The following is a 25,370-nucleotide window of genomic DNA, read 5'->3' on the forward strand; positions in this document are numbered from 1 at the left end:
TCTTGACCTTCTGAGCCCGCTGGCATTCGAGCAGCTTCGTACTGGAAGCTGAAATGTGTCTACGAAAACGGGTCAAGTCCAAAGCGATCCGCAGTTTCCTGCTTGAATACGCACTTTGCGTAAGTCTTGCATACGCACAGCCATAAGAAATCTAAACTACAATCATTCTCATTTGTGATGATTTATCTCACCGCTTTCCTATGAAAAAGCTTTACTTTTTCTTCACGTTGTTGCTCAGCGCGGTGCTCCTGCCCCAAGCGCATGCCGACGAGCTTGCTACCCAGAAACAAGCCAAGCAGATCTGGCAATTGCTTGATTACGTATCGGTTGACTATGGGAAAGCTGTGAAGGATGGCCAAACGGTCAGCCAGAACGAATACAAGGAAATGCAAGAGTTCGCGCAGAGTGCCGAACTGCAATTGGCTGAGCTGCCGGACAACGCAGGGAAATCTGATTTGTTAAGGAAGGCAGCTATCCTGCGAAACAACATTGCCGCAAAAGCAAGTGCTTCTACCGTCAGTGATATGGCTCATGGCCTGGCGTCGAGCTTACTGGTGCTGTATCCGGTGCCCATGTCTCCCGCCAGGCTGCCTGATCTCCAACAAGGCATGCGCCTTTATCAGAGTCAATGCGCCGCTTGCCATGGAATAACCGGGCATGCTGATGGTCCCCTTGCCTCCAAGCTGAGCCCGCCGCCCATCGCCTTGGGAGATCATGAGCGTGCGCGTGAACGCAGTGTTTTCGCGTTGCAGCAAATAATTACGCAAGGGGTCAAGGGCACTTCCATGCGGAGCTTCTCCGAGCTGACAGATGATGAACGATGGAACATCGCCTTTTTTGCCTCTACGCTTTCTTACACTGACAGTGATCGCCAAACCGGTGCAAGGCTATGGTCTTCACGTTCTGATCTACGCGTGGCCATACCTGGACTTTCAAAGCTGAGCGAGGTTTCCGAGTCAGCATTGGGGAAGGTCGTCAATCCGGAGAACGCCAAGCCAATACTGGCCTATCTGCGGAGCACGCCCGAGGCGCTCAATGCGCAAAGCGCGGAGAGTCTGATCATCGCAAAAGATAAATTGAGGGCCAGCCTATCCGCCCTCGATGGAGGCGATGCGCCAACAGCGTCCAAATTGGCTTTGTCTGCCTACCTCGATGGTTTCGAACCAGTTGAGCCTGCATTGGCTGCTAAAAATCGCCCTTTGTTTGAAGACATCGAAAAAAATATGGGCGCTTTTCGAAACGCCATCACAGCGGGACAGAAGGAAGAAGCGCGTGCGATTGAGAAAAAACTGCAGGGCTTACTGACGGAGGGGCAATCGGCACTCGGAGCGTCCAACGATCCCTTGTCAACCTATCTTGGCGCCTTGACTATTTTGTTGCGCGAAGGGCTGGAAGCACTGTTGGTGGTTGTGGCGATATTGGCTTTTTTGAAAAAGGCCGAACGCTCAGACGTGCTTCCGTATGTGCATGCCGGTTGGGTCACTGCCTTGGTAGCCGGCGGACTGACTTGGGGCGTAGCCACTTATTTGGTCGAATTAAGCGGGGCCAGCCGGGAGATGACCGAAGGTTTTTCTGCCATTTTTGCCTCGCTTGTTTTGTTGGCCGTGGGCGTCTGGATGCATCAGAAGAGCATGGCGGGACGTTGGCAGGCCTACGTCAAACAGAAGCTGTCGTCGGCTTTGAACAGGAAGTCGGCCATGATGCTCTTCCTGCTGTCTTTTATAACGGTCTATCGCGAGGTTTTCGAAACTGTCCTGTTCTATGCCGCACTCTGGACCCAGGACAATGGCATATATCTCCTTGCAGGCCTGGGATCTGGCATCGTGATACTGGCTGGTGTCGCGTGGCTATTGCTGCGTTCATCCGCAAGGCTGCCTATCAGCCAGTTCTTTTTGTACAGTTCGGCGCTGGTCGGCATTCTCGCTATCGTGCTGATGGGCAAAGGCATCGCTGCACTACAAAAAGTTGGGTTGCTGGAAAACACACCCATGTTGATTCCGCGCGTAGATGCTTTAGGCGTATATCCCTCGTTCCAAACCATTGGAGCCCAAGTTCTGGTAATCTTGATAATTGTAGCGAGCCTCGTCTACAACCGTATGAGCCAGCGAAAGGCCGCCCGGCAATGATCAGACTCTTGAATAGCATAGAGCTTGTTGGCGTTACTCTGAAGGCTACGGGCCGCTGATACACTTGCCACTGTGCGCCGATACCTCCTCATCTTTTTCATAGTGTTTCTGCCTTTCCAGTTTGCCTGGGGAGCGGCAGCGGGCTATTGCGCCCATGAAAAAAGCGACACGGTCAGCCACTTTGGGCATCACGCGCATGTGCACAAAGCGTCTGGCGCAGGCACTGATTCTGCGGTTTCTTTTGCGGGCGGTTGCGATCCGGACTGTGGGTATTGCCACAGCGGGTGCGCGCAGCCACCCCCAACCATCGCGGGAAATCTGCCCGCTGCTAATCCATCGATTTACGTCCCGCCTGAGACCATTCCGACTCGTTTCAGGGCTCCGAATTTAATCGAACGACCTAATTGGAGCCTCGCCGTCTAATCCGGCGAGAAGTCTTCCCATCTTTTAGCTACCCTTCGGTAGCGAGCCTCCCGCCGGATTCTCCCCCTTGGTTTTTGCAACTAGGAGAATTCGATGCGACCGAAAACGCTGGCGCTTGCCGGCACACTGTTTCTATTAGCGGCACCTGTCTTTGCACAGGTAACCCCTACCGTAACGGCAACTACGCCGCAGCTTGATCCGCTGACACTTCAGGAAGCTTTGCTGCGGGCTGCCCAAGCTAATCCTGCCTTGCGTGCCAAACAGGCGGAACTCGCTGCAGCCGAGGGTTTCAATACCGACGCAAGATCAGTTCTGTTTAACAACCCGCAGCTTGCTGTAGACAAGACGCGACGGCTTGTGCCCCAAGCGGGGTTAAGTCCTGAACGTCGCAATGAATGGACTGGGGGTGTCTCCCAAACTTTTGAAACAGGTGGTCAGGGAGGGTTCAGGCGAGAGACGGCTTCGTCTGCCCTGGAGGCGTTGCGCTACGAGATTGACGATGCGCAGCGGCGAATTCGAAGTGAAGTATCCACGCGCTTTTACAGGGTGCTGGCATTTCAGCAACGTGTTGAGTTGGAGAGCCAAGCGCTCAAATTATTCGACGATGCTGCTGCAGCCGTACAAAAGCGACGAGTGGCGGGTGAGGATACCAAGCTTGATGCCAATGTCGCGCTGGTGGAGGCCGAGCGCGCTCGGAACCAACTCGCGCTGGCACGGGAACAACTTAACGAAGAGCGTAACGATTTGGCGGCACGGCTGCAGTTCGTGGGACCGGAGCTACCAATGGCCCAGGGCGAACTCACACCAGCGCCTATTGGGTTTACTTTGAACGATCTTCTCGCCAGTCTCGAATCGCAGCCGCGTCTCCTGGCATTTTCAGCCCGTGAAAAAAGCGCAAACGCCCGATACCGACTGGAGCGCGCCAGCGTCAGTCCAGACGTGACGGTGGGACTGAATGTGGGCCGTGAAGGTCCAGGCGGTGCACGCGAAAGACTCACCACTATTTCCATCTCTGTCCCATTGCCGATTTTTAAGCGCAATGCGACTGGCATTGGTCAAGCGTCCACCGCTGCCACCCAGGCGCAAATTGACAGGGAGGCCGCACAGCGCGACACCAGAGCCAATGTCCTGTCGCTTTGGACAAGGCTGACAAGCCAGGAGCAGCGCTTGCGTCGGCTCCAGGACGTCGTTTTGCCAGCGCTGACCGACAACCTGAGCCTTTCGGTCAAATCCCGCCAGGCGGGGCAAATCGGTTTGCTTGAACTGATCGTCGTCAATCGTCAGGCACTCGATGCCCGTCGCGACTTGATCGAGGCACTTACCGAATACCACAGTACCCGCGCGGCGCTTGAGCTCGAAGCGGGTTGGCCCAAAGAATGAGAGAGTCATCATGAACAATACAGAATTCAAATTTTTCGCTTCACGCCGTGTCGCCGGTATTTCATCCGTTCTGGCTGTATTGCTGTTGCTGGGGGGGTGTGGAGAAAAGTCTGCAAAGAGTGCGGAACCAGCCAAGCAGGAGGGCAAGGCAGAATCCAAAGAAGAAAAAGGCCTGAAACTAACGCAAGAAGAACAAGAACGGGCCGGCATCAAGCTCGAAGAAGTTAGCTCACGCACGTTTGAAGACTCAGTAAGCGTGACAGCGACCATCCGCCCCAATCAAGACCGAATTGCCAAGATTTCACCCCGGGTCGAGGGTCGGATCGTGGGCGTGTCAGCCAATCTCGGGGATACGGTTCGCGCAGGACAAGCCCTGGCTGTGATGGATAGCCTTGCAATTGGCGAAGCGCAATCGACTTTGCTACGTGCGCAGTCTTCCGAGCGTGTTGCACAGGCCGACTTCAAGCGCGCCGAGTCACTGAGCGCGGAGGAAATCATTCCGCAGAAGGAGTTGCTCAGAGCGCGTGGTGAACTGGAACGGGCCAGTGCGGAATCGAGGGCGGCGCGTGACCGCTTGCGCCTGCTTGGAGGATCTGCCAGTGCCAGCGGACAGGCACAGTCGACGTTTGCTTTGACGGCACCGTTTGCCGGAACGGTCATCCAGAAAAAGGCCACGATCGGTGAACTTGGCTCTCCTTCAGACGCCATTTTTACAATCGCAGATCTATCCAAGGTCTGGATTGAGGCAAATCTCACCGATCAGCTGGTCTCAAAAGTGAGGACAGGTGCGGCTGCAATCGTGACGGTCGGAGCCTATCCTGGCGAGCGCTTTAACGGCCGGGTTTCGTACATCGCAAACGTGCTGGACAAGGACAGCCGCACCATCGCGGCCCGCATCGAAGTGCCTAACAAGGACGGTCGGCTCAAACCTGAAATGTTTGCCAGTGCCAGCATTGCAACCGGCGGGCAAGTAGAAGCCATCTCGGTGCCGGATACCGCAATCGTTTTGCTCCAGGGTCAACCGACTGTTTTCGTGAATGAGCAGGGTGGTTTTGAGTCTCGTGCCGTGGAAACGGGGGAGAAACTTGCTGGACGCACCGTGATCACATCTGGCCTTAAAGCGAAAGAACAGGTCGTGGCCTCGGGTGCCTATGCGCTCAAAGCCCGGCTGTTGAAATCGCAAATCGGCGGCTAAGGCGAGGAACCAACATCATGCTCAATGCCATTGTTGATGCTTCGCTGCGTTACAAAGTTCTGGTTCTCGTCGCTTTTGCCGTCATTGTCGGCCTTGGCGTTCAAGCCTTTCGTACTGTGCCGGTCGATGCCTTTCCAGACGTCACACCCATTCAGGTCAACGTGTACACAGAGTCGCCTGGTCTGGCCGCCGAAGATGTCGAAAGGCTGCTGACCACGCCTATTGAGGGGGCCATGGCGGGATTGCCTGGCGTCGAAGAGGTTCGTTCGATTTCGTTGTTCGGGCTGTCCTACGTTGGTGTCTACTTTAAGGACAACGTTGACATTTACTTTGCACGCCGACTCGTGGGTGAGAAGTTGCAGGAAGCCAAAGGTCGCCTGCCGCAAGGCTATGGAGAGCCCGTGCTGGGGCCCAACAGCTCAGGTTTGGGGCAAGTGTTCTGGTACACCATTGAATCGGCCGATAAAAAGCTGAGCCTCATGGATTTGCGCACGTTGCACGACTGGACGGTTCGCTTGATCATGCGTACTGCGCCCGGTGTGGACGACGTCATTTCCTTTGGTGGAGAGCAGAAACAATTTCAGGTGCAGATCGACCCGAACAAGTTGATCAAGTATGGGTTGACCTTCAAGCAGGTCATGGAACGACTTGCTGCCAACAATAAGCAGGTAGGCGGGCAATCCATCAATCTGGGTGCTGAACAATATTTGGTTAGAGGGCTGGGCCTCGTGACAGGGTCTGCCGACATCGCCAGCATCGTGGTAGCTGAGCGAAACGGGGCACCTATTTTTGTTCGTGATGTTGCCGAGGTCAAGGAAGCCGCCACGCCGCGTTTCGGTGCCGTCACCCGTGACGGAAAGGAGGCCGTACTCGGCATTGCCTTGTCGCGAGTCAATGAAAACGCAAAGAGTGTCGTAGATGCAGTGAAGGCCAAGATGGCCCTGGCGCAGGCGGCGTTGCCAAAAGGTGTGTCGCTGGTCCCCGTCTACGACCGTACCGATCTTGTCGAAAAAGCATTGAAGACGGCTGAAAGCTCCTTGGTGGAGGGCGCAATCTTGGTCGCCATTATTTTGTTTTTGTTTCTGGGAGATTTTCGTTCCGCCATCGTTGTCATTGTGACCTTGCCGATGGCGATGTTGATTGCGTTCATCCTCATGCAGCAGTTTGGGGTAACGGCCAATCTGATGTCACTGGCCGGCTTGGCGATTGGCACGGGGATGATGGTGGACGGCGCCATCGTGATGGTCGAAAACGCATTCCGGCTTTTGGCTCATGCCAAGGAGTCTGGCAAGCCCATCAAAAAGACGCATCTGATTTTGGAAGCTGCGCGTGAGGTGATGAACCCCATCGCGTTCGCCATCCTGATCATCATTGTCGTCTTCATGCCGCTGTTTTCCTTAACCGGCCTGGAAGGAAAGCTTTTCAAGCCGATGGCCTTCACGATCACCTTTGCCATGGCCGGCTCCCTGTTGCTGTCGATGACGCTGGTACCTGTCCTTGCGGCATTGATACTGAAACCTAAAGAAGAGAAAGACACGTTTGTCGTGCGCTGGGCCAAGAAGTCTTACCTGCCGCTGCTCGACTGGGCGCTTGAACGAAAGAAGCTCGTCATCTCTGTTGCAATTGCACTGCTTGTGGCGTCTCTGGCACTGTTCCCGTTTTTGGGCAAGGAATTCATGCCACAGTTGCAGGAGGGAACCATTCTTTTGCGGGTGACTGGCATTCCATCGGCTTCACTCGATGAATCTATTCGAGTTTCTAATGTCATTAGCGCTGAGTTGAAGAAGCAATTTCCGCAAGTCGATTCGGTGCTGTCAACGATTGGGCGCGCGGAGGGCGGCGAGACCACCGACGTTAACTCCATGGAGGTGCTGGTAGCAACAAAAATTCAGTCCGAATGGCCTGAAAAAATCTCGTACCCGGCGCTTGCACACGAGATGCAGGAGGCTCTGGAAAAAGTCATTCCTACTGCTGTTATCGCAGCGACACAGCCCATCCAGTCGCGTGTTGAAGAATTGATATCCGGTGTGAGGGCCACTCTCGCTCTGAAGCTTTACGGCCCCGACCTTGCAACGCTGGATCGGCTTACGGCCCAGTTGCAAGGGGTGCTGGGCGGAGTGTCCGGAGTGGCAGATTTGTCAGCCGAGGCCAACAAGGGCAAGCCTCAGTTGGTCATCAAAGTCAATCGCGAAGCTGCCGCCCGTTATGGCATCAATGCTGATGAAATTCTGGAGGTCGTCAAAGCAGGCATCGGGGGAGAAGCGGTTTCCACGCTGATTGATGGAACCAAACGGTTTGATATTGCTGTTCGGCTTGCTGACGGTTTCCGCGCCGACCCGGCATCGATTGCAGCCATTCCTATCCGCACCACAGGGGGCGCGCTGGTTCCGTTCTCTCAGGTCGCGTCTATCGAACTGGATGAAGGCTATTCCTTCGTACGCAGGGAGTCTTTGCAGCGCTATTCCGTCCTGCAAATGGATGTGAAAGGGCGGGATGTAGACAGCTTTGTCAAAGAGGCTGATGCCAAGATAGCGCAACAGGTCAAGCTGCCAGCAGGATACTACTTTCAGTGGGGTGGCGCTTTTGAAAACCAGCAGCGGGCGATGGCTCGCCTGGCAGTGATCGTTCCCTTGACCATCGGTCTGATCTTCATGTTGCTGTACACCGCATTTAATTCGGTAAGACATGCAACGCTCATCATTGCGAACGTTCCGTTTGCCATCATTGGGGGGATAGTGGGACTGTTTATCACCGGTCAATATCTCTCTGTTCCCTCGGCTATTGGCTTCATCGCTGTCTTTGGGGTGGCCATGCTCAATGGCATTGTGATGGTGACATTCCTGAATGATCAGCGTGGGCAAGGTCTGTCTATCAGGGATGCCGTGCGCCGAGGCGCAGAACTGCGCTTAAGGCCCGTCTTGATGACCGCTTCCGTCGCCATTTTGGGTCTCGTCCCAATGCTTCTGTCGACAGGCGTTGGCGCAGAAACTCAGCGGCCCCTTGCAACCGTAGTGGTAGGCGGTCTCTTTACTTCAACGGCATTGACTTTGCTGTTGCTACCACTTTTTTACGAGTGGGCCGAATTGCGCGCTGAAAGTCGCAGCCAAAAACAATCCACCAATGAGGAAGCCACATCATGAAAGAAATCAAGGCATACATACACCGCAATCGTGTAGCCGAGGTCATCAGCGCACTCAAAAGTTCTGTTGCGTGGACGACCATTGGAGACGACGAACATAATTTGACAGCTTATATGGTCAAGGGTTCGCTGGTTCCGATAGACGAGGGCGAGCGGCGTTTCTCTGTCGAGCTTGGAGATGAAGTCATCAATGAATACAAGCTTGAGCTTCATTGTTCCGAAGACCACGTTGATGAATTGGTGAAGATCATCGTTGCTTCAGCTCGCACAGGGCGCGCAAATTCTGGTTGGGTGTACGTCATGGACGTGGTATCGGCAATTCCCGTTGTCTAACTCAATGGGCTACGACTCAAATGGACGTTGCTAATGAGCTTTTGTATGCCTTCCGGGTCTTTCTGGCAGCCGTGCTCGGAGGAATCATCGGCTGGGAGCGTGAGCGAAGTGATAGTGATGCCGGCATAAGGACCTACATGGCGACCTCGATGGGGGCATGTGCCTTCAGCCTCATATCGACCCATGGCGGAGGCGATCCAACCCGCATGGCGGCACAGGTTGTCTCTGGCATCGGGTTTATCGGTGCTGGAGTGATTTTTAAAGGATAAACAGGAATTTCCGGGCTCACTACGGCAGCAACGTTGTGGGCGACAGCAGCGGTTGGCATGGCAAGCGCATTCGGTATGTATGTATTAGCGGTTTTGTGTTCCTGCCTTTTGCTTGCCACGCTCTTGCTGCAGCACTTGCCAGGCTGGAAGCAATTTACAGGAAAGAGTGCGGCGCGCGAAAGTGGTGGGCAAGCTATTCCCAGCGACCGCGACAAATTTTGAAGATCCATTTTTACTTTTAGGAGAATCGCATGAGCTTTTTTGACAAGTTGCTTTCAAATATGGGTGGGGGTCACCATGGAGGGAACCGCGGGGGTCACGGGGGCGGCGGGCATGGAAACCGGGATGACGGATATCGCTATCCACCGCCACCGCCCGTGCCGGTGCCGCCGTCTGGAGGTGGAGGCGTCGCATGTCCATCATGTTCAGGACTCAACGTGCCTGGAGCGCGGTTTTGTAGCCAATGTGGCAAGTCAATGCTGCCAGGAAGCTGTACGGCGTGTCAGGCAAGCATTGTCGCTGGCGCCAAGTTCTGTCCCAACTGCGGAAAGCCGCAGGCGTAGCTCGCCGTTACGGGAGTTTTGTTGCCGATCCTACTTATAAGGACTCAGATATGAGCGAGTTTGCAGGATCGATGTCTACCCCTTGGCCACTAATTTCATCACCAGGGAAATCGTCAAGATCAATGACAAGCACAGCGAGGCGACGCTGCGTCAGGGGCCGCACCTATCCGCAAGAACGACAATCTTTCACTACGTTTTCGCCAGGGTGATTTTCGGGCCGAGGCAGCCGACAAGGCTCTGTTCCGGCCGAATCGCTGCGATTGACGAAAATCCTGCTGCCGTATTGAGCGTGCCCGGGCCGATCCGGGCGCGCTACCATCAAGCCCAACATTCGAAAAATGGAGTGAACCGAACATGAGCGAGTCTGTAAAACTTCGTCTGGATCTCCCGCTGGTGCTGCCAGATGTCGCTGATGCAAATGACAGCTGCGTCACCCGACTGCTCGATACGCTGTCGGGCCGCCCCGGGCTTATCGAGGCGCATGTTGCGGGACGCGAGAGCGGCTCGCCCCAGCTATGCATCCATTACGACCCCGCGACTCTTTCACTGACGCGGGTGCGAGAGTTGGCGAACTCCGTGGGTGCCGAGATCACTTCCCGATTTGCCCACTTGGTGCTGCGCACCGGTGCCCCCCTGCATGCACGGGGCGCGCGCGGGGCCGCCGACAGCCTGCGCGGCATCCCGGGCGTCGTGGAAGCCGAGGTCGGTGTTTCGGGTGCGGTGCGCATCGAATATGACCGGTCGGTCCTGTCGGAGGACGTTTTGCTGGCACGCGCTGCAGCGTTCGGTGTCCGCGGTTTGGCATCAGCCCGAGTTGCGGCAGCAGCACCGGCCTTCAAAGAGCCTGGAACACACGTTGATCCCGCGCAACCTGTTTCCGTAGTCAGCGGCCATGCTGGTGGTGACCGCGGACATGACCATGCGGGTAAGGGGAAAGATCACCATAACGATCACAACCGCGATGCCAATCCTGTCCAGGCCGAACAAGTCAGGCTGGATACCGCCAACCGCGATCATGCGGGTCACGATCACGCCGAGGGCAAGGGTGACCATGCCGGCCACGACCACAGCCACGGCGGCCCTTTGGGCGAAAAGTCTGAGCTGATCTTCGCGGTGCTGGCCGGCATGCTGCTGCTGGCCGGCTGGCTGATCGAGCGCGCCGGCGCGGGCCCCGGTTGGCTGCCCACCGCATGCTACGTCGCAGCCTATTTATTTGGCGGCTTCTTCACCGTCAAAGAGGCGTTTGAGAACCTGCGTGCTCGCCGCTTCGAGATCGACACTTTGATGCTGGTGGCAGCGATCGGTGCCGCCGCGCTCGGCAAATGGGCCGAGGGCGCGTTGCTGCTCTTTTTGTTCAGCCTCGGCCATTCGCTGGAACACTACGCCATGGGCCGGGCCCGCCGAGCGATCGAGGCCCTGGCTAAACTGGCGCCGGAAACGGCAACGGTGCGGCGGGAAGATCGCACCGAGGAGGTGGCGGTCGGCACGCTCCAGGTGGGCGATGTCGTCGTGGTTCGTCCGAACGAACGATTGCCCGCTGACGGCGTAGTGGTGGTCGGCACCTCCAGCGTCAACCAGGCGCCGGTCACCGGCGAGAGCGTGCCAGTCGACAAGCGTCCGGCCGATGATCCGAAGGCAGCTTTGGCTGCGTTCGAGCGGGTGGGGCCCGAGAATCGTGTTTTCGCGGGGACGATCAACGGTTCCGGCGTCATCGAGGTCATGGTCGCGCGCCGGTCCGAACAGTCGACCATGGCGCGCGTGGTGAAAATGGTGACTGAGGCGGAGGCGCAGCGCTCACCCACGCAGCAGTTCACAGAGCGCTTTGAACGTATCTTCGTCCCCGTCATTCTTGCTTTGGTGGTGGTACTTTTATTTGCCTGGGTGGTGATTGACGAGCCCTTTGCGGTCAGTTTCTACCGCGCGATGGCGGTGCTGGTGGCAGCGAGCCCGTGCGCGCTTGCGATTTCAGTACCAAGCGCCGTGCTGAGCGGAGTGGCACGGGCTGGACGCGGTGGCGTTCTCGTGAAGGGCGGGGGTCCACTGGAGAACCTCGGAACCCTAACTTCCATCGCATTCGACAAGACCGGCACCCTTACCGAGGGCAAGCCCAAGCTGACCGATGCGGTGGCCGCAGAGGGAGCGAGCGAGGATGAACTGCTTTCGGTCGCGTTGGTGGTTGAGGAGCACAGCGACCACCCCCTGGCCTCGGCGATCGTCACGGGCGCACGCGAACGGTTGGCTGACCGCGTCAAGCCGCTGACGGCCACAGACCTCAAAAGCATCACGGGCCGCGGTGTTCAGGCGCAGGTTGAGGGAGAGCTCGTGCACATCGGCAAGCCCGTGCTGTTCTCCGAACTGGCAGATTCTGCATTACCGGCGGCCATTGAGCAGGAAAACGCGAAACTGGTCGCCGCAGGTCGAACCACCATGGTCGTGCGTAAGGGAGCACGCTTCCTCGGCGTCCTAGGCGTCATGGACACCCCGCGGCCCGTTGCGGCGCAGGTTATGGCCGAGTTGCGTGCCCTTGGGATCGAGCGGCTGATCATGATCTCGGGCGATAACCAGGCGGTGGCCGACGCGGTCGCCAAAAGTGTCGGGCTGACCGAGGCCAAGGGTGACCTGATGCCGGAGCAGAAGGTCGAAGCGATCAAGGAGCTGCGCAAGGCGCACGGCAAGGTCGCCATGGTGGGCGATGGTGTCAACGATGCGCCGGCCATGGCCAATGCTACCGTCGGTATCGCAATGGGCGCAGCCGGCTCTGATGTGGCGCTGGAGACGGCGGACGTGGCCCTGATGGCCGACGATTTGGCACAACTCCCGTTCGCGGTCGGTCTCTCGCGCAGCACCAGCCGTATCATCAAGCAGAACCTGTGGGTGAGCCTGGGAGTGGTGGCAGTGCTTATTCCCGCGACGATTTTCGGGCTGAATATCGGCACTGCGGTGTTGTTCCATGAGGGCTCGACCATCCTCGTCGTCGTGAACGCGCTGCGTCTGCTGGCTTACAAAGTCGATGGCAAAGCCAGCGATGATGTCGACCTTAAAGCACCGGCTACTGCCGCCTGAGGCGGACCCCGTTCGAGTTCAGCACGGTGCCATCGGCGGGTCGGACGAGGCCCTGCTTGAGTTTCTTGGATTTGCTGCTCAGCATCGCCGCTGTAATAAATTGGACCGGCCCCGTATCCTTCAAGAGATGCGCCGCGCCCACGGCTCCAACAGCTCAAGGCATTGCCCTGCGAATGGGCGCCCCGTAGGTCACGCTAACGTAGAAATGTCCTATGTGTTTACCTCAGCCAAATAGGAGTCATGAATGAAGCGTTTTTTGGTGCTTTTGGCTATTGCGATAGCCGCCATCGTGCCCGCAGCCGTTTTCCGGTTAGGCGGCTGGCGACCCAATCCGGTGCTCGACATGGCGATCTTCGGCATCGCCGTTTTGGCAGCAGGCTTCATGCTTTCTTGGGGCGCCGAAGCGGCGGAAAAGCGCATCTCACAGGGACTGATTCTGGCTGGCGTGGCGCTCGTGACGGTGCTGCCGGAATACGCCGTAGACATGTATTACGCCTACCAAGCAGGGAAATCTCCAGATTCGAACTATGTGCATTACGCCGCGGCCAACATGACCGGCGCCAACCGCTTGTTGGTCGGTCTCGCGTGGCCGCTGATGGCCATCCTCCACTGGTGGCGGACCCGCCAGCGCAGCATCGCGCTGGCCACCGTCAACATGGTCGAGATCGGCTTCCTGCTGCTGGCCAGCCTGTATGCGTTCGTGATCGTCCTGAAGAACCGGATCGACCTTTACGACACCGCTATCTTGATCGCAATGTTTGGTGCGTACCTCTGGCAGGCCGGGCGCATGCCAAAGGTCGAGTCTGGTCTCGAGGCCGATGATGAACCCGGACCGGCGGCGGCGCTCGCTACCCTCTCACCGGCCCGCCAATGGGCCTGGATGGGCGGATTGGCGGGTGTCGCTGCGGCCGTCATTCTGGCTTCGGCTGAACCTTTCGCGGAATCCATAGTGGCGTCTGGACGCGTGTTGGGTATCGACGAGTTCCTGCTCATCCAGTGGCTGGCACCCTTCGCCAGTGAAGCGCCGGCAGTGGTGATCGCCGTGCTGTTTGTCCTGTCCGGCCGCGCCGAAGGTGGCTTGACCACAATGATCAGCGACAAGATCAACCAGTGGACCCTGCTGGTGGGAATGCTGCCGCTGGCCATGAGCGTAGGTGCCGGCAGCTTGACATTGCTGCCACTCGACGCGCGCCAGCACGAGGAGTTCTTCCTTACTGCCGCTCAGTCGCTGTTTGGCGTGTCCTTATTGCTCCGGCTGCGCTTCAGCTTGCTGTCTGCGGTCGTGCTGTCGGCACTCTTCTTGGTGCAATTGGTGATCGCTTTCGTCTTTCGCAACGAAGTAGCCCGCGCGATCGAGTCGCTGACTATGCTCGGCTGGCTGTATCTGGCCTTGGCCGCAATCATCTTCGCGTTTGGTGCACCCAGTGCATGGCGCGCGGCTTTTCAGCTGCAAGCTGCGATTGACAAGCAAAAACTGCCTGCGGCGGCGACGGCAGGCTCAGGTCCGGGTGATGCCGCACCCAAAGCATGAAATGCGATGGCGAGACGAAATCTCGCATGCCACCTTGCTTCGGAACCCTTGAGAAGCTAGTCGCTCCTCACGGCAGCCCCGCATTCGGCTGCGGGCTGGAATCTTAGATTTTCAAGCTTTAACAATTCCCTACATCAACCTGAATCGCCCCGGGTTTGAACTGACCCCCAGAAGTTGGACAACTTTCAAGGGGCTCCATGCAGAAGTATCAAACAGGTAGTTGCGGTTACACGCTTCATCGAGAGTGTTTCCAAGAATCCGACTCAGCACCTCGGCCACAATTAGAGCCAGCACAACACCCCAGTGGTACGCAACAGCTGGACAAGCGTAACACGCAAGCTCATACCCAGCGCTGTCAGATGTGGAACTCCTTAGCGAAACTCGCTGCTAAAAAATCATACGCAGACCGGCACGAACCGTGGTGGCGGTACGCTGGCCACCGGATTGCGCGCGCGGGTAGAAGGTTCGTGAAACATCGACATAGGGTGCGACCCGGCGGTTGAATTCATACCGTGCCTGAAGGCCGGTGTCGGCCTGGTAGGGCCCCCGGCGCACGGTGGGGTTGAGGTTGGAGGCCGACCACTCGACGTTGATGTAGGGACGCGCGATGAATCGGTTGGTGAGCAGGAAGTCGTATTCAAAGCGGGTGCGGGCAGACACCTTGCCATCGTTACGGACAAAAAGCTTCAGGTCGACGTCAAAGGCGTAGGGCGCAAGGCCGCGCACGCCCACGGCGAGGTAGTCGCGCTGCCCGGGTCGCTCGTCATGACGCAGGCCCACCTGCGCGTCCCAAAACGGGGCGATGTAGCGGCCATAGAGCAGTTGCAGTTCCGAAGCTTCGGTTCGTCCACCTGTGCGTTCTCCGTCGAACTGGTACCACAGGCGATTGAAGTCGCCGCCGACCCAGCCATCGACAGCTAGCGACTGGCTTGAACCCGCCTGGCCACGTATCTTGCCGGTTCCGGCTTCGACCTTGGTGTAGGAATAAATCGACTCATCTTCGACCGCCTGCGCAGACAGGGCGGAAAGGCTGAGGACGGCGGCAGCGAGCCAGCGCACCGACGCTATAGGTTTGAGATTGTTGTTCATTGTGGTTAGGTTCAAGCTACTTCGACCAGGCGAAACATGCCGGTCGCTGCATGGTACAAAAGATGGCAGTGGAAAGCCCAGGTGCCTTCGTCCTCGTAGGTGACATCGAGTTCCACCGTTTGCGCCGGCGGCACGATGATGGAGTGCTTGCGCGGAGCGAAGGCGCCGTTGCCATTGACCAGTTCCATATACACACCGTGCAGGTGCATCGGGTGCTCCATCATGGTTTCATTGACCATCTTGATGCGCACACGCTCCCCCAGGCCCATCTTGAAGGGCTTGGACTCGGAAAGCTTTTTGCCGTTGATCGACCAGAAATATCGCGTCATGTCGCCGGTCAGCCGGACCAACAGCTCCCTTTCCGGTGCCCGGTTGTCCGCGTTGCGGGTGGCGGCACGCAGCAACGTGTATTTCAGCCGGCGCAGGCCGTCTGCCTCGACTGGCGCGACGACCGGGGCGGAGCCCGACGCGTCAGCCATTCGAGACATGCCTGCCATGGAGTCCGCCGGATTGGCGGGCGCTGCCATGCCAGGCATGTCGGCCATGGCCTTGTCGGCAGGCTTCGAAGCCATGGCCATCGACCCGCCTGGCGAAGTGGCGACCGGTTTGCCCATATCCACACCTGCCATGCCGGCCATACCAGCCATACCAGCCATACCAGCCATACCAGCCATACCAGCCATACCAGCCATACCAGCCATACCAGCCATACCAGCCATACCAGCGTCTGCAGCGGGTTTGGCGTCCATACCCGGCATGCCTGCCATGCCTGAAGCATCAGCCGCGCCGCTCATGTCCATGCCAGCCATGCCCATGTCGTCCATCGTACGCACGGGCTTCGGACCCATGTCGGGCACCGGGGCGCTCATGCCCAGCTCCGGAGCCAGCGTTCCGAGCGCGTAACCGATGCGTGCGATGGTCGGCACAAAAATGCTGTAGGCCTTTGCTTCCCTGGGCTGCACGATCACGTCGTAGGTTTCACCGTTGCCGATGCGGAATTCATCGACTTCGACAGGGCTGACGTTCTGGCCGTCGGCCTGCACCACCGTCATGGGCAGGCCTGGAATCCGAACATCGAACATATTCATCGGCGAGGCGTTTATGAAGCGCAGTCGCACACGTTCGCCGGGCTTGAACAGCGCGGTCCAGTTTTCGGCGGGTTTTTTGCCCGCCATCAGGAAAGTCCACTCGTCGCCGCCATCGCTGAAGTCGGTCGGGTCCATGCGCATCTTGGCCCATTGCATGCGGTCATTCCAGATGGCCTCGCGCGCCTTTTTGTCGGGCGCATTGCGCAGCTGGGCAAGAAACTGGGGCGTCGTGATGCGCCGGTAGTTGTAGTAACCATCCACCTTCTTCAGGTTCGCCAGCACCTGGGACGGCGGCGTGTCGTTCCAGTCCGACAGCATCACCATGTATTCGCGGTCGTATTGGAACGGGTCGGGCTTGATCGGGTCAATGATGATCGGGGCGAAACACCCGGAGGGCTCCTGCAGCGCCGCATGGCTGTGGTACCAGTAGGTACCCGACTGGCGAAGCTTGAAGCGATAGGTGAACGTTTCGCCGGGCTGAATCCCCGGAAAGGTGACGCCCGGCACGCCATCCTGGTTATTGGGAACCAGCAGCCCGTGCCAGTGAATGCTGGTCATCTCGCGGAGCTGATTCGTCACCCTAATGAGGACCTCGTCGCCTTCCCTGAATCGCAGCACCGGCCCCGGCATGGTGCCGTTGATGGTGATGCCCATGGCGGGCTTGCCGGTGATGTTGAGCGCCGTTTCAGCCACCGTCAGGTCGTAGGCGCGGTTGACCGGAACGGCGCCGATCTCTACGGCTCGGAGCTCGGCCCACGCGGCCGGAAGGGCACCAAGGGCACCCAGGCCAAGCAGCGACTGGAGCGATTTGCGTTTAAGTTGATCCATGGCGATCTCATTTTTCTTGTTAAAAGGTGACGTAATAGTGCCTGTACCGGCCACGCCGGCGTTCTTTTAGCGCTCCGCTTACTGGGCCAGTTCCACGCTGGTCACGACGATCGCGCCGTCGGATTTTTCGGCCTTGAACCTGACCTTGCTGCCGACCTGAACCTTGTCCAGCATGGCAGCATCCTTGACTTTGAAGACCATGGTCATGCCGGGCATGTCAAGGTTTTTGATGTCGCCATGCTTCAGGGTGATTTTCTGGTTCTCCTTGTCGATCTTGCGGACCTCGCCGTCTGTCATTGATGCAGTTGTCGCTGTGTCCATGGCCATGCCCGCCATGCCGCCCTTGTCCGTGGGCGTCATCTTCATGCCCGACATATCCATGCCAGGCATGCTGTCCTTGTTCATGGTGGTCTGAGCCTGGACGTTGGCGGAAAGAGCTACAGCGAAGGCAAGGGTGCCAAAAGCGGCGAGAAATCTGGATGTTTTCATGATGTGTGGATTCCTGGAAAAGTGAAGGGGTGAACGGTTTGTAAAAAAAGTGGCGTCATTCAGGCTGCGAAAACCGGTAAAAATCTGTAGGCTTTTGCGCCTGATCAATGCTTGTGGCTTGCGCTGTGACCCGCAGGAGTATCAGCTTTGGTCGTGGCGGTGCCCACAGCTCCCGCAACGGTGACCATGCCTTTCATGCCAGCGTCGTAGTGGCCGGGCTGCAGGCAGGCGAAATCAACCTTGCCTGCCTTGGTGAATTGCCAGACGACTTCACCGGTCTTGCCCGGCGCGACCGTGATCATGTTGGCGTCGGCATGCTCCATTTCGGGCATTTTCATCATCATGGCGTAGTGTTCCTTGAGTTCTTTTGGCGTACCCAGCACCATCTCGTGCTTGATCTGGCCGGAGTTTTTGACCAGGAACCGGATGGTTTCACCCTGCTTGACAGCGATGTCCGCCGAGGAGAAGCGCATGTTGTCGGTCATGTCGATGTTGATCGTTCGGCCGACGTTGGCGGCCTTGCCAGGCTGTCCAATGGCAGCGGTCTCATCGTCGCCGCCCCCGTGCGAGCCTGCGGCAAAGGTAAGCGCTGATGCAGCGGAAAGAGCAAATGCCAGCGTGGCAGTACGAAGACGGTATGTCATAAAAAAGTCCTTAAAGGGTAAAAAGAAACCTAAAAAGCCGTGTGATGGCCCACTTTAGAAAACAAGGCCATGCAGGATGCTGGCTCCTTGATTACAAAATCGTTATCAACGTCGATCGCATCCTTTGGGCTGCTACCTGCCGTAGAGGTGAAAACTATTTGCTGCTTGCAGCTGGACACCCCTAAAACAGGAAATGCCGCCGAGGTGGTCCCAGGCGGCATTCAGGGGATGGGGGAACAATTCCCGACTGCCATCTGTTGAAGCGCAGTATGTCGCTTCATCAGTCGCGAGACTCTCTTTGGCTTTGCGTTACGTCATAAAGCGCCAGATTGAGCTTTTACTTTACCTATCGAGGCAATCACCTCAGCGCGTGTGAGGCTGCTTGCACTGGCTACAACCGGAACAAAACTTACCTCTGGGCTGGATGGCAAAGCGCCGCTACTACGTGCCTGCAAATATTCAGCCTGAACCTGGGCCCGAGTCAACTTGCTGGGCGTGGTGTCAAAAGTCACCCGGGTAGAAGCTTCGCCCTCCAGGCGATTCTGGACATTGGCCTGTGCAAATGCACTAACGCCACTGAGAGCGGCAATGGCGACAACGGTAGCAGCAAAAAAATTCGATTTCATGATAAGACTCCTTTAGAACAACTTGCAAAGTGCCACCCCAACACTGGGACGACTGCGATGCAACCTTTGCATCACGGTTCCTACTATAAAAACCTAGGGCCAACGCCACCCTGAGCGCCAAATTACAAATCCGTTATGTTCGAAAAAGAGCTATTTTGAAAATTCTTGTGGTGAAAGACAAGTCCGCAAGCTGACCTTGCCCGCGAAAAACGTATCCCTTGCAGAGTGCTTCAATGCCTGGGCCGCGCATGCCAGCGTCTGTTGCACCAACAATTTCAGAGTAAAGCAAAAGCAAGGCGCTCAGTACAGCTAGCGCAGAGAGATTCAGGCTGAATTCACTCTTTCGCATGACGCCGTTTCCAGAACGCCCATCCCGTGCGATATGTCGTTCGCTGACGTCGCATCAGCAGATAAACAGCGGGTATTACAAACATTGAAAGCAAGGGCGCAGTGATCATGCCGCCGACCATGGGTGCGGCGATGCGCTGCATGACTTCCGATCCGGTACCTGTGCCCCACATGATGGGCAGCAGGCCAGCCAGAATGACCGCGACCGTCATGGCTTTTGGGCGTACGCGCAAGACCGCTCCTTCTCGGATAGCGTCCAACAGATCGTCCGTCGTCGTTTTTCCTTGATCGAGCTTGTCATTCCAGGCTGTCTTTAGATACAAAAGCATGATGACTCCGAACTCGGCGGAAACACCCGCCAGCGCGATAAATCCAACCGCTCCGGCCACTGACAGGTTGTAGCTGAGCAGGTAAAGCAGCCAGATACCGCCGACCAGCGCAAAGGGCAGGGTGGCCATGATCAATAGGGCTTCGTCAAAGCGTTTGAAGGTCAGGTATAGCAGCACAAAGATGATCAGCAGCGTGAACGGCACCACTACCTTTAGCTTGGCCGTAGCTCGCTCCAAAAACTCGAACTGCCCTGACCACGAGATGGAATACCCCGGCGGCAGCTTGACCTTGTCGGCGACGGCCGTTTGCATGTCCTTCACGGCGGAGCGGAGATCGCGACCTCGAATGTCCACGTAGACCCACCCTGAGAGACGCGCATTTTCACTACGTAGCATGGGTGGCCCATCGGAAATACGGACCTCGGCTACGTCCGCTAGCACCAGGCGCTGACCTCGCTCCGTGACAAACGGCAGGTTGCGCAATTTCTCGATGGAATCCCGAAGTTCTCTGGGATAGCGCATATTGATTGGGAAACGCTGTAGGCCCTCAACAGTTTCGCCAATGTTCTCTCCGCCAACTGCTGAACTGATCACGGATTGGACATCGGCGATATTGAGTCCAAAGCTTGCGGCGGCGTCACGCTTGATGTTCACGTCTACGTAGCGCCCACCGGTCAGTCGCTCAGCCAATGCACTGGAAACACCGGGCACGTCTTTCAGCGCGCGCTCGATCTCCCCGGTCAGGCGGTCTATGGTCGCCAGGTCAGTGCCGGCCACCTTCACGCCAACCGGGCTTTTGATGCCCGTGGCCAGCATGTCGATGCGGTTGCGGATGGGCGGTACCCAGATGTTGGAGAGGCCAGGGACCTTGACGATGCGGTCCAGCTCATCGATCAGTTTGTCCTGCGTCATACCCGGACGCCATTGATCTTTGGGCTTGAACTGGATTGTCGTTTCAAACATCTCCATCGGCGCAGGGTCGGTAGCGGACTCGGCGCGCCCAGCTTTGCCGTACACACTGGCCACTTCTGGAACGGTTTTGATAAGCCTGTCCGTCTGTTGCAGTAATTCACTGGCTTTGCCGGTTGACAAGCCCGGCAAGGCTGACGGCATGTACAGCAAGTCACCTTCATCCAGCCTTGGCATGAATTCACCGCCTATGTGCTGAAAAGGCCAAGCGCTGATAACCAGAACGACAGCCGCAACCAGCAAGGTCAGCTTGGGCGCACGCAGTACAACTTCCAGCATCGGCCTGTAGATGGCAATCAGCAGGCGATTCAGTGGGTTGGATTTCTCGTCAGGAATCCGTCCCCGAATCAGGTAGCCCATGAGCACGGGAATCAGCGTTACTGACAGGCCTGCCGCCGCTGCCATGGCGTAAGTCTTGGTAAACGCCAGCGGTGCAAACAGGCGGCCCTCCTGCGCCTCCAGGGTGAACACGGGTATGAACGAGAGGGTGATGATGAGCAGCGAGAAGAACAGCGCCGGTCCGACTTCAGCCGCCGCGTCGCCAATGACCCGCCAGCGAGCCTCACCCTGAAGCGTTTCGCCGGGGTGGTCATGACCCCAATGCTCAAGATGTTTGTGCGCATTCTCGATCATCACCACGGCGGCGTCCACCATAGCACCAATGGCAATGGCGATACCCCCCAGAGACATGATGTTCGCGTTAACGCCCTGGTAGTGCATGACGATGAAGGCAGCCACGATGCCCAGCGGCAGCGAGATGATGGCCACGAAAGCCGACCGAAGATGGAACAGGAAGATAAAGCACACCACGGCGACAACCAGAAACTCCTCAAATAGCTTGTGCGTCAGGTTCTCTACGGCGCGTTCGATTAATCCGGAGCGGTCGTAAGTCGGCACGATTTCCACACCTTTCGGCAAGCTGGCTTGCAAGGTCTGAATTTTGGCTTTCACCGCAGCGATAGTTTCCAGTGCGTTTTTGCCGGACCGCATGATGATCACACCGCCTGCGGCTTCCCCTTCTCCATCGAGTTCACCAATGCCCCGACGCATCTCAGGGCCAATCTGGATACGCGCCACATCACCCAGGCGCACCGATACACCGCTGGGTGATGTCATCAGCGGAACCGCCCGAAAGTCTTCCAGGCTCTGCAAATAGCCAGAGGCGCGAACCACATACTCGGCCTCTCCCAGCTCCAGCACTGAGCCACCAGCCTCCTGATTGGCCTTCTGGATGGCTTCAACCACCCGTGTGTGCGGGATGGAATAGGCGGCCAGCTTTTCAGGGTCAAGCACGATTTGGTATTGCCGGACCATGCCGCCTATGGATGCAACCTCCGCCACATTGGGCACGGTCTTGAGTTCGTATTTGAGGAACCAGTCCTGTAGCGCACGGAGTTGACCAGCATCTTGCGTGCCACTCCGGTCTATCAACGAATATTGGTAAATCCAGCCCACGCCTGTAGCGTCTGGCCCAAGTGAGGCCTTCGCAGCAGCAGGCAACTTGGATTGCACTTGATTCAGGTACTCAAGCACGCGGGAGCGTGCCCAGTACAGGTCGGTGCCATCTTCAAACAGCACATAGACGAAAGAGTCACCAAAGAAGGAGTAACCCCTTACCGTTTTGGCACCGGGTACCGACAGCATGGTTGTCGTCAGGGGGTAGGTCACCTGGTTCTCAACAATACGCGGTGCCTGTCCGGGGTAAGTGGTGCGGATGATGACCTGCACGTCAGACAGGTCAGGCAAAGCATCCAGCGGTGTGCGCATGACCGAATACACGCCCCAGGCACCTACCATCAACGTTGCAAGAAGCACCAAAAAACGGTTGCCTATAGACCAGCGAATTAGGGCGGCGATCACTTTTTAACCCCCGCGACAGGCGGCGCCGAGCTCATCGGAGAGACCCGGGTTAGCTGGGGCAAGCCTTCGGCATCCATATAGAACTCAAAGGTCACCTGGTCACCGGGCTCAAGATTGCGGGGCAAATCTTTAGGCGGGAGTGTTTTGAAGTCCATGGACATAGGGCCCCACTTGAGCGTGGGAATAGCCCCGTGCGACAAGGTGATGGCCTCTTTGTTAATGGCAACAATCTTGCCCTGGCCTTCATGTCGGGGAGCGGTATTTGCTGCAGCAGATTTGGGTACTTCGTTGAGCCGGCTCTCCACGCCTTTCAGGCTGGCTTCGGAATCGATCAGGAATTGGGAAGACACAACTACCCGTTGGCCAGCCTGTAGGCCTTGCTTGATTTCAGTCTGCCCGCCGGTCTCAATACCGGCTTGAACGTCAACCGGCCGAAAGCGTCCGTTTTCTTCTGCCAGCATCACGACTGTTCGCTTGCCCGTCTGAATAACCGCCTCTGTGGGAACCAGTAGTGACTTTTCTGCGCGCATGTCCATGAATTGCATGGATACAAACATGCCGGGTACAAGGCGCGCGCCAGGGTTGGCCAGCTCAAGCCGGGCTTTCAGGGTGCGCGTTGCTGAATTTACCTCCGGCAAAATGGCTTGGACTTTGCCATCGAAGGTGATGCCGGGGGCAGCTGGGCTGCGCGCTTGGACCTTTGCGCCTGGACGTACCAGGGCAGCCTGGCTTTCTGGCACCTCGGCATTCGCCCAAACCGTGGACAGGCCATTGATGCGAAACAATGTCGCACCAGCCATTACCGTCATGCCCTCACGGGCCATGAGTTCTACCACCACGCCGCCCAGCGGTGCCGTAATGGTGATGCGGGCCTGCGTCTTGCCGCTTGACTCCACCTGGCGAATTTGTTCATCGCTCATACCCGCCTGACGCATGCGTTGCCTGGCGCCATCCACCAACGAAGCAAGGTCTTTGCCTTGCATACGCTTGACAGCCAAAAACTCTTCCTGCGCTGCGACCCATTCAGGGACATAGAGATCCACCAGCGGCTGTCCCTTCGAAACCCGATCAAGCGTGGCGCGCACATGAAGGCGCTCAACAAATCCTGTAGCGCGGGCCTGAACGGTCGCCTGATCGCGCTCGTTGTAAGCAATGCTGCCTACGGCGGAAACCTGCGGCGAGAGCGTGCCTTCGGTGACCACTGCGGTGCGCACGCCCAAGTTTTGCTGGATACGTGGGCTCACGGTAACCTTACCCTGATCGGCTTCGCCTTCAGCATAGACCGGCACCAGCATCATGTCCATAAAGGGAGACTTGGCAGGTTTGTCGAACTTGCTGGCAGGAACCATAGGGTCGTGGTAGTAAAGGATTTTGCTGCCAGTCACCGGATCCATATCGCCCGCCTTCAGCCCTGCGCTGATATGCCGACGGGTCGCATCTTCTCCTTCAGCAACACTCTGAGGACCTGCGGCTGGAGTGGCGCTCGGGCTGCTGCCAGAGGTGGCTGGTGCATTGACTACGGTAGCCGGCATGGATCCAGCCCGTTTAGCACCCAAGGTATACAGACCGTAGCCTGCAGCAACCAACACACCCGCAGCAAGCAGCGCGGAAATAAGATATTTTTTGTTCATGGTTGATCCTTGGCGACGGCCGAAATGTGTTGATCGGGTATGAGGAAGTTGATTTGCGCCCAGGAGCGAGCCGTTTCCATCTCCAGAGTGAGGGCCTGCATGCGCACGTCGATTTCGTCGCGCCGGGCTAACAGCCCGGCGGCCAGGTCGCTTTTACCGATGCGATAAGCGGTGAGCGCGGCTTCGGTACGTTGTCGGGCAATTGGGATTAGCTCCTCACGGTATCGGACCACCCGCTCTTTGCCTGTTTGCCAGTCGTTCAACCAGACCCGAATCTCTGCTTCATGGTTGCGCAGCATGTCCTCGTATCTTGCCTTGGCTTCATCAACCATGGCCAACTTGGCCCCCAGCTCACGGTCTTGACGATTTTTTTGATCCCACTGCAGGGGAATCGATACGCCGATGGACAGCATGTTGGAGAATGCCGGACCGCGCTGCGCGTAGCTTGCTTCTATGCTGATATCGGACTTCTTGTTAGCCTGAGCCAGTCGAGCCTCAGTTTCCGCCGCATCAATCTCGGCACTTATTGCCAGCAAGTCGGGATGTCGCTTGAGGTGGTCAGTCGAAATATCACCTTGCAGCGGCGTGGTTTGCCATGGCGGTGATCCGGACGTGGGTCTTTCGGCAGCGGAAGCGCCCACCCAACGTGCCAGCATCAAAGTGGCGGATCGGGACTGGCGATCAATTTGGCTGAGGCGGTCTTGCAGATTGATCACTGCGGCGCGGGCTGCGAACACGTCAGCCTGGCTCCCCCGGCTCGTACGAAATGCACTGTCGGCGGCTTGAACCTGCAACTGGGTTTCCTCAACCTGTTGTTGTAATAGTTCCCGCTGGGCTTGGGCGTAATACCGGTCCAGCCAGGCCAGCGCGGTATCGCGATGCACATTAGCCAGCGTCAATTGCCGCTGCGCCTGTACGCGGTCGGCGTCGCGTTCAAGCTTTTCCGTCCTGAGCTGGCGCTTTTCGGCACGCGGGATTTCCTGCATGACGCCAATGCGGCGCATAGTCATGAAGTCACGTGTGAGGCTGAAGCGGTCGGGACCATTGGCCGGCAAATTGTCAATGCCAAGCTTGAGCACTGGGTCAGGCAGTTGACCAGCAGCCACCGCCTGTTCGCGTGCAGCGGTCGTAAGCGCATCTTGGGCGAGCAGTTGCTGAGAACGGCCGACGGCAATTCGCTGCGCCTCAATCAAGGTCAAAGGGTCAGCGGCCCAGGACGCCGACACCACGGCCATCATCAAGGCTGCAGCGGCAGTCCGACCAATAGGAAAGGGAATAAACATAAAACCTCCAGAGCACAAGAACAAGCTGTCAATGCATGGGTATGCATCAGGCAGCAGCTACGCGGTGTCAGGAGGTCAGAGGCGGAAGCAGCAGTTCCGGATGGCTAACGGCGGGGCCGTCGTTCGCAGTAGATGAGGCGGCTGAAAGGGCGCCAGGGCAAAAA

At 57.5% G+C, this 25,370-nt stretch carries 17 protein-coding genes and 1 pseudogene; 9 read left to right on the plus strand and 9 right to left on the minus strand.

The features are described from left to right. Positions 1-200: 200 nt before the first annotated feature. The 9 genes and pseudogenes from ACFQND_RS13770 to ACFQND_RS13810 all read left to right on the plus strand — a co-directional run bounded on the left by ACFQND_RS13770 (position 201) and on the right by ACFQND_RS13810 (position 14,022). On the plus strand, positions 201-2,126 hold the full coding sequence (locus ACFQND_RS13770) for an FTR1 family protein (RefSeq protein WP_371436127.1): 1,926 nt from the start codon (positions 201-203) through the stop codon (positions 2,124-2,126). A gap of 516 nt (positions 2,127-2,642) precedes the next feature. After that, entirely contained in the window at positions 2,643-3,929 is a 1,287-nt protein-coding gene (locus ACFQND_RS13775) for a TolC family protein (protein ID WP_371436126.1), read from the plus strand. A gap of 10 nt (positions 3,930-3,939) precedes the next feature. Next, on the plus strand, positions 3,940-5,124 hold the full coding sequence (locus ACFQND_RS13780) for an efflux RND transporter periplasmic adaptor subunit (protein WP_371436125.1): 1,185 nt from the start codon (positions 3,940-3,942) through the stop codon (positions 5,122-5,124). Positions 5,125-5,141: 17 nt separating this feature from the next. Further along, positions 5,142-8,264 carry an efflux RND transporter permease subunit gene (locus ACFQND_RS13785; protein WP_371436124.1) on the plus strand — a complete coding sequence of 1,041 codons (3,123 nt, stop codon included), beginning with the start codon at positions 5,142-5,144 and terminating at the stop codon, positions 8,262-8,264. Beyond that, entirely contained in the window at positions 8,261-8,596 is a 336-nt protein-coding gene (locus tag ACFQND_RS13790) for a P-II family nitrogen regulator (protein WP_371436123.1), read from the plus strand. The genes ACFQND_RS13785 and ACFQND_RS13790 overlap by 4 nt, the downstream gene beginning before the upstream one ends. A 20-nt stretch (positions 8,597-8,616) precedes the next feature. Beyond that, positions 8,617-9,087, plus strand: a pseudogene (locus ACFQND_RS13795) (MgtC/SapB family protein). A 59-nt stretch (positions 9,088-9,146) separates the two neighbouring features. After that, positions 9,147-9,428 (plus strand): double zinc ribbon domain-containing protein, encoded by a 282-nt coding sequence (locus ACFQND_RS13800; RefSeq protein WP_377413907.1) that lies wholly within the window; start codon positions 9,147-9,149, stop codon positions 9,426-9,428. Positions 9,429-9,782: 354 nt separating this feature from the next. Beyond that, positions 9,783-12,491: a heavy metal translocating P-type ATPase gene (locus ACFQND_RS13805; RefSeq protein WP_371436121.1), complete on the plus strand. Its 2,709-nt coding sequence runs from the start codon at positions 9,783-9,785 to the stop codon at positions 12,489-12,491. Between the two features lie 244 nt (positions 12,492-12,735). After that, a complete protein-coding gene (locus tag ACFQND_RS13810; RefSeq protein WP_371436120.1) occupies positions 12,736-14,022 on the plus strand; it encodes a sodium:proton exchanger in 1,287 nt (428 codons plus the stop codon). Positions 14,023-14,409: 387 nt separating this feature from the next. Here the strand turns inward: ACFQND_RS13810 and ACFQND_RS13815 are convergent, their stop codons facing one another. From ACFQND_RS13815 to ACFQND_RS13855, 9 genes are all read right to left on the minus strand, one after another. After that, a complete protein-coding gene (locus tag ACFQND_RS13815) occupies positions 14,410-15,111 on the minus strand; it encodes a copper resistance protein B (RefSeq protein ID WP_377413890.1) in 702 nt (233 codons plus the stop codon). Positions 15,112-15,122: 11 nt separating this feature from the next. Further along, positions 15,123-17,027 carry a copper resistance system multicopper oxidase gene (locus ACFQND_RS13820; RefSeq protein ID WP_377413893.1) on the minus strand — a complete coding sequence of 635 codons (1,905 nt, stop codon included), beginning with the start codon at positions 17,025-17,027 and terminating at the stop codon, positions 15,123-15,125. 78 nt (positions 17,028-17,105) lie between these two features. Continuing rightward, positions 17,106-17,387: a copper-binding protein gene (locus ACFQND_RS13825; protein WP_377413909.1), complete on the minus strand. Its 282-nt coding sequence runs from the start codon at positions 17,385-17,387 to the stop codon at positions 17,106-17,108. Between the two features lie 233 nt (positions 17,388-17,620). Beyond that, positions 17,621-18,160 carry a cupredoxin domain-containing protein gene (locus ACFQND_RS13830; protein ID WP_377413896.1) on the minus strand — a complete coding sequence of 180 codons (540 nt, stop codon included), beginning with the start codon at positions 18,158-18,160 and terminating at the stop codon, positions 17,621-17,623. A gap of 314 nt (positions 18,161-18,474) precedes the next feature. Next, positions 18,475-18,786, minus strand: coding sequence for a DUF4148 domain-containing protein (locus tag ACFQND_RS13835; protein ID WP_371438965.1), 312 nt, complete (start codon positions 18,784-18,786; stop codon positions 18,475-18,477). Positions 18,787-18,919: 133 nt separating this feature from the next. Next, positions 18,920-19,135: a hypothetical protein gene (locus ACFQND_RS13840; protein WP_371438966.1), complete on the minus strand. Its 216-nt coding sequence runs from the start codon at positions 19,133-19,135 to the stop codon at positions 18,920-18,922. Continuing rightward, complete coding sequence (locus tag ACFQND_RS13845; RefSeq protein ID WP_371438967.1) at positions 19,122-22,292, minus strand: efflux RND transporter permease subunit; 3,171 nt, start codon at positions 22,290-22,292, stop codon at positions 19,122-19,124. Before ACFQND_RS13845 ends, ACFQND_RS13840 begins: the two co-directional genes overlap by 14 nt. Next, positions 22,289-23,923 (minus strand): efflux RND transporter periplasmic adaptor subunit, encoded by a 1,635-nt coding sequence (locus ACFQND_RS13850; RefSeq protein ID WP_371438968.1) that lies wholly within the window; start codon positions 23,921-23,923, stop codon positions 22,289-22,291. Before ACFQND_RS13850 ends, ACFQND_RS13845 begins: the two co-directional genes overlap by 4 nt. Further along, positions 23,920-25,206 carry a TolC family protein gene (locus ACFQND_RS13855; RefSeq protein ID WP_371438969.1) on the minus strand — a complete coding sequence of 429 codons (1,287 nt, stop codon included), beginning with the start codon at positions 25,204-25,206 and terminating at the stop codon, positions 23,920-23,922. The genes ACFQND_RS13850 and ACFQND_RS13855 overlap by 4 nt, the downstream gene beginning before the upstream one ends. Positions 25,207-25,370: the final 164 nt, after the last annotated feature.

The organism is Polaromonas aquatica (genome assembly GCF_042659145.1).
GTDB lineage: Bacteria > Pseudomonadota > Gammaproteobacteria > Burkholderiales > Burkholderiaceae_C > Polaromonas > Polaromonas aquatica.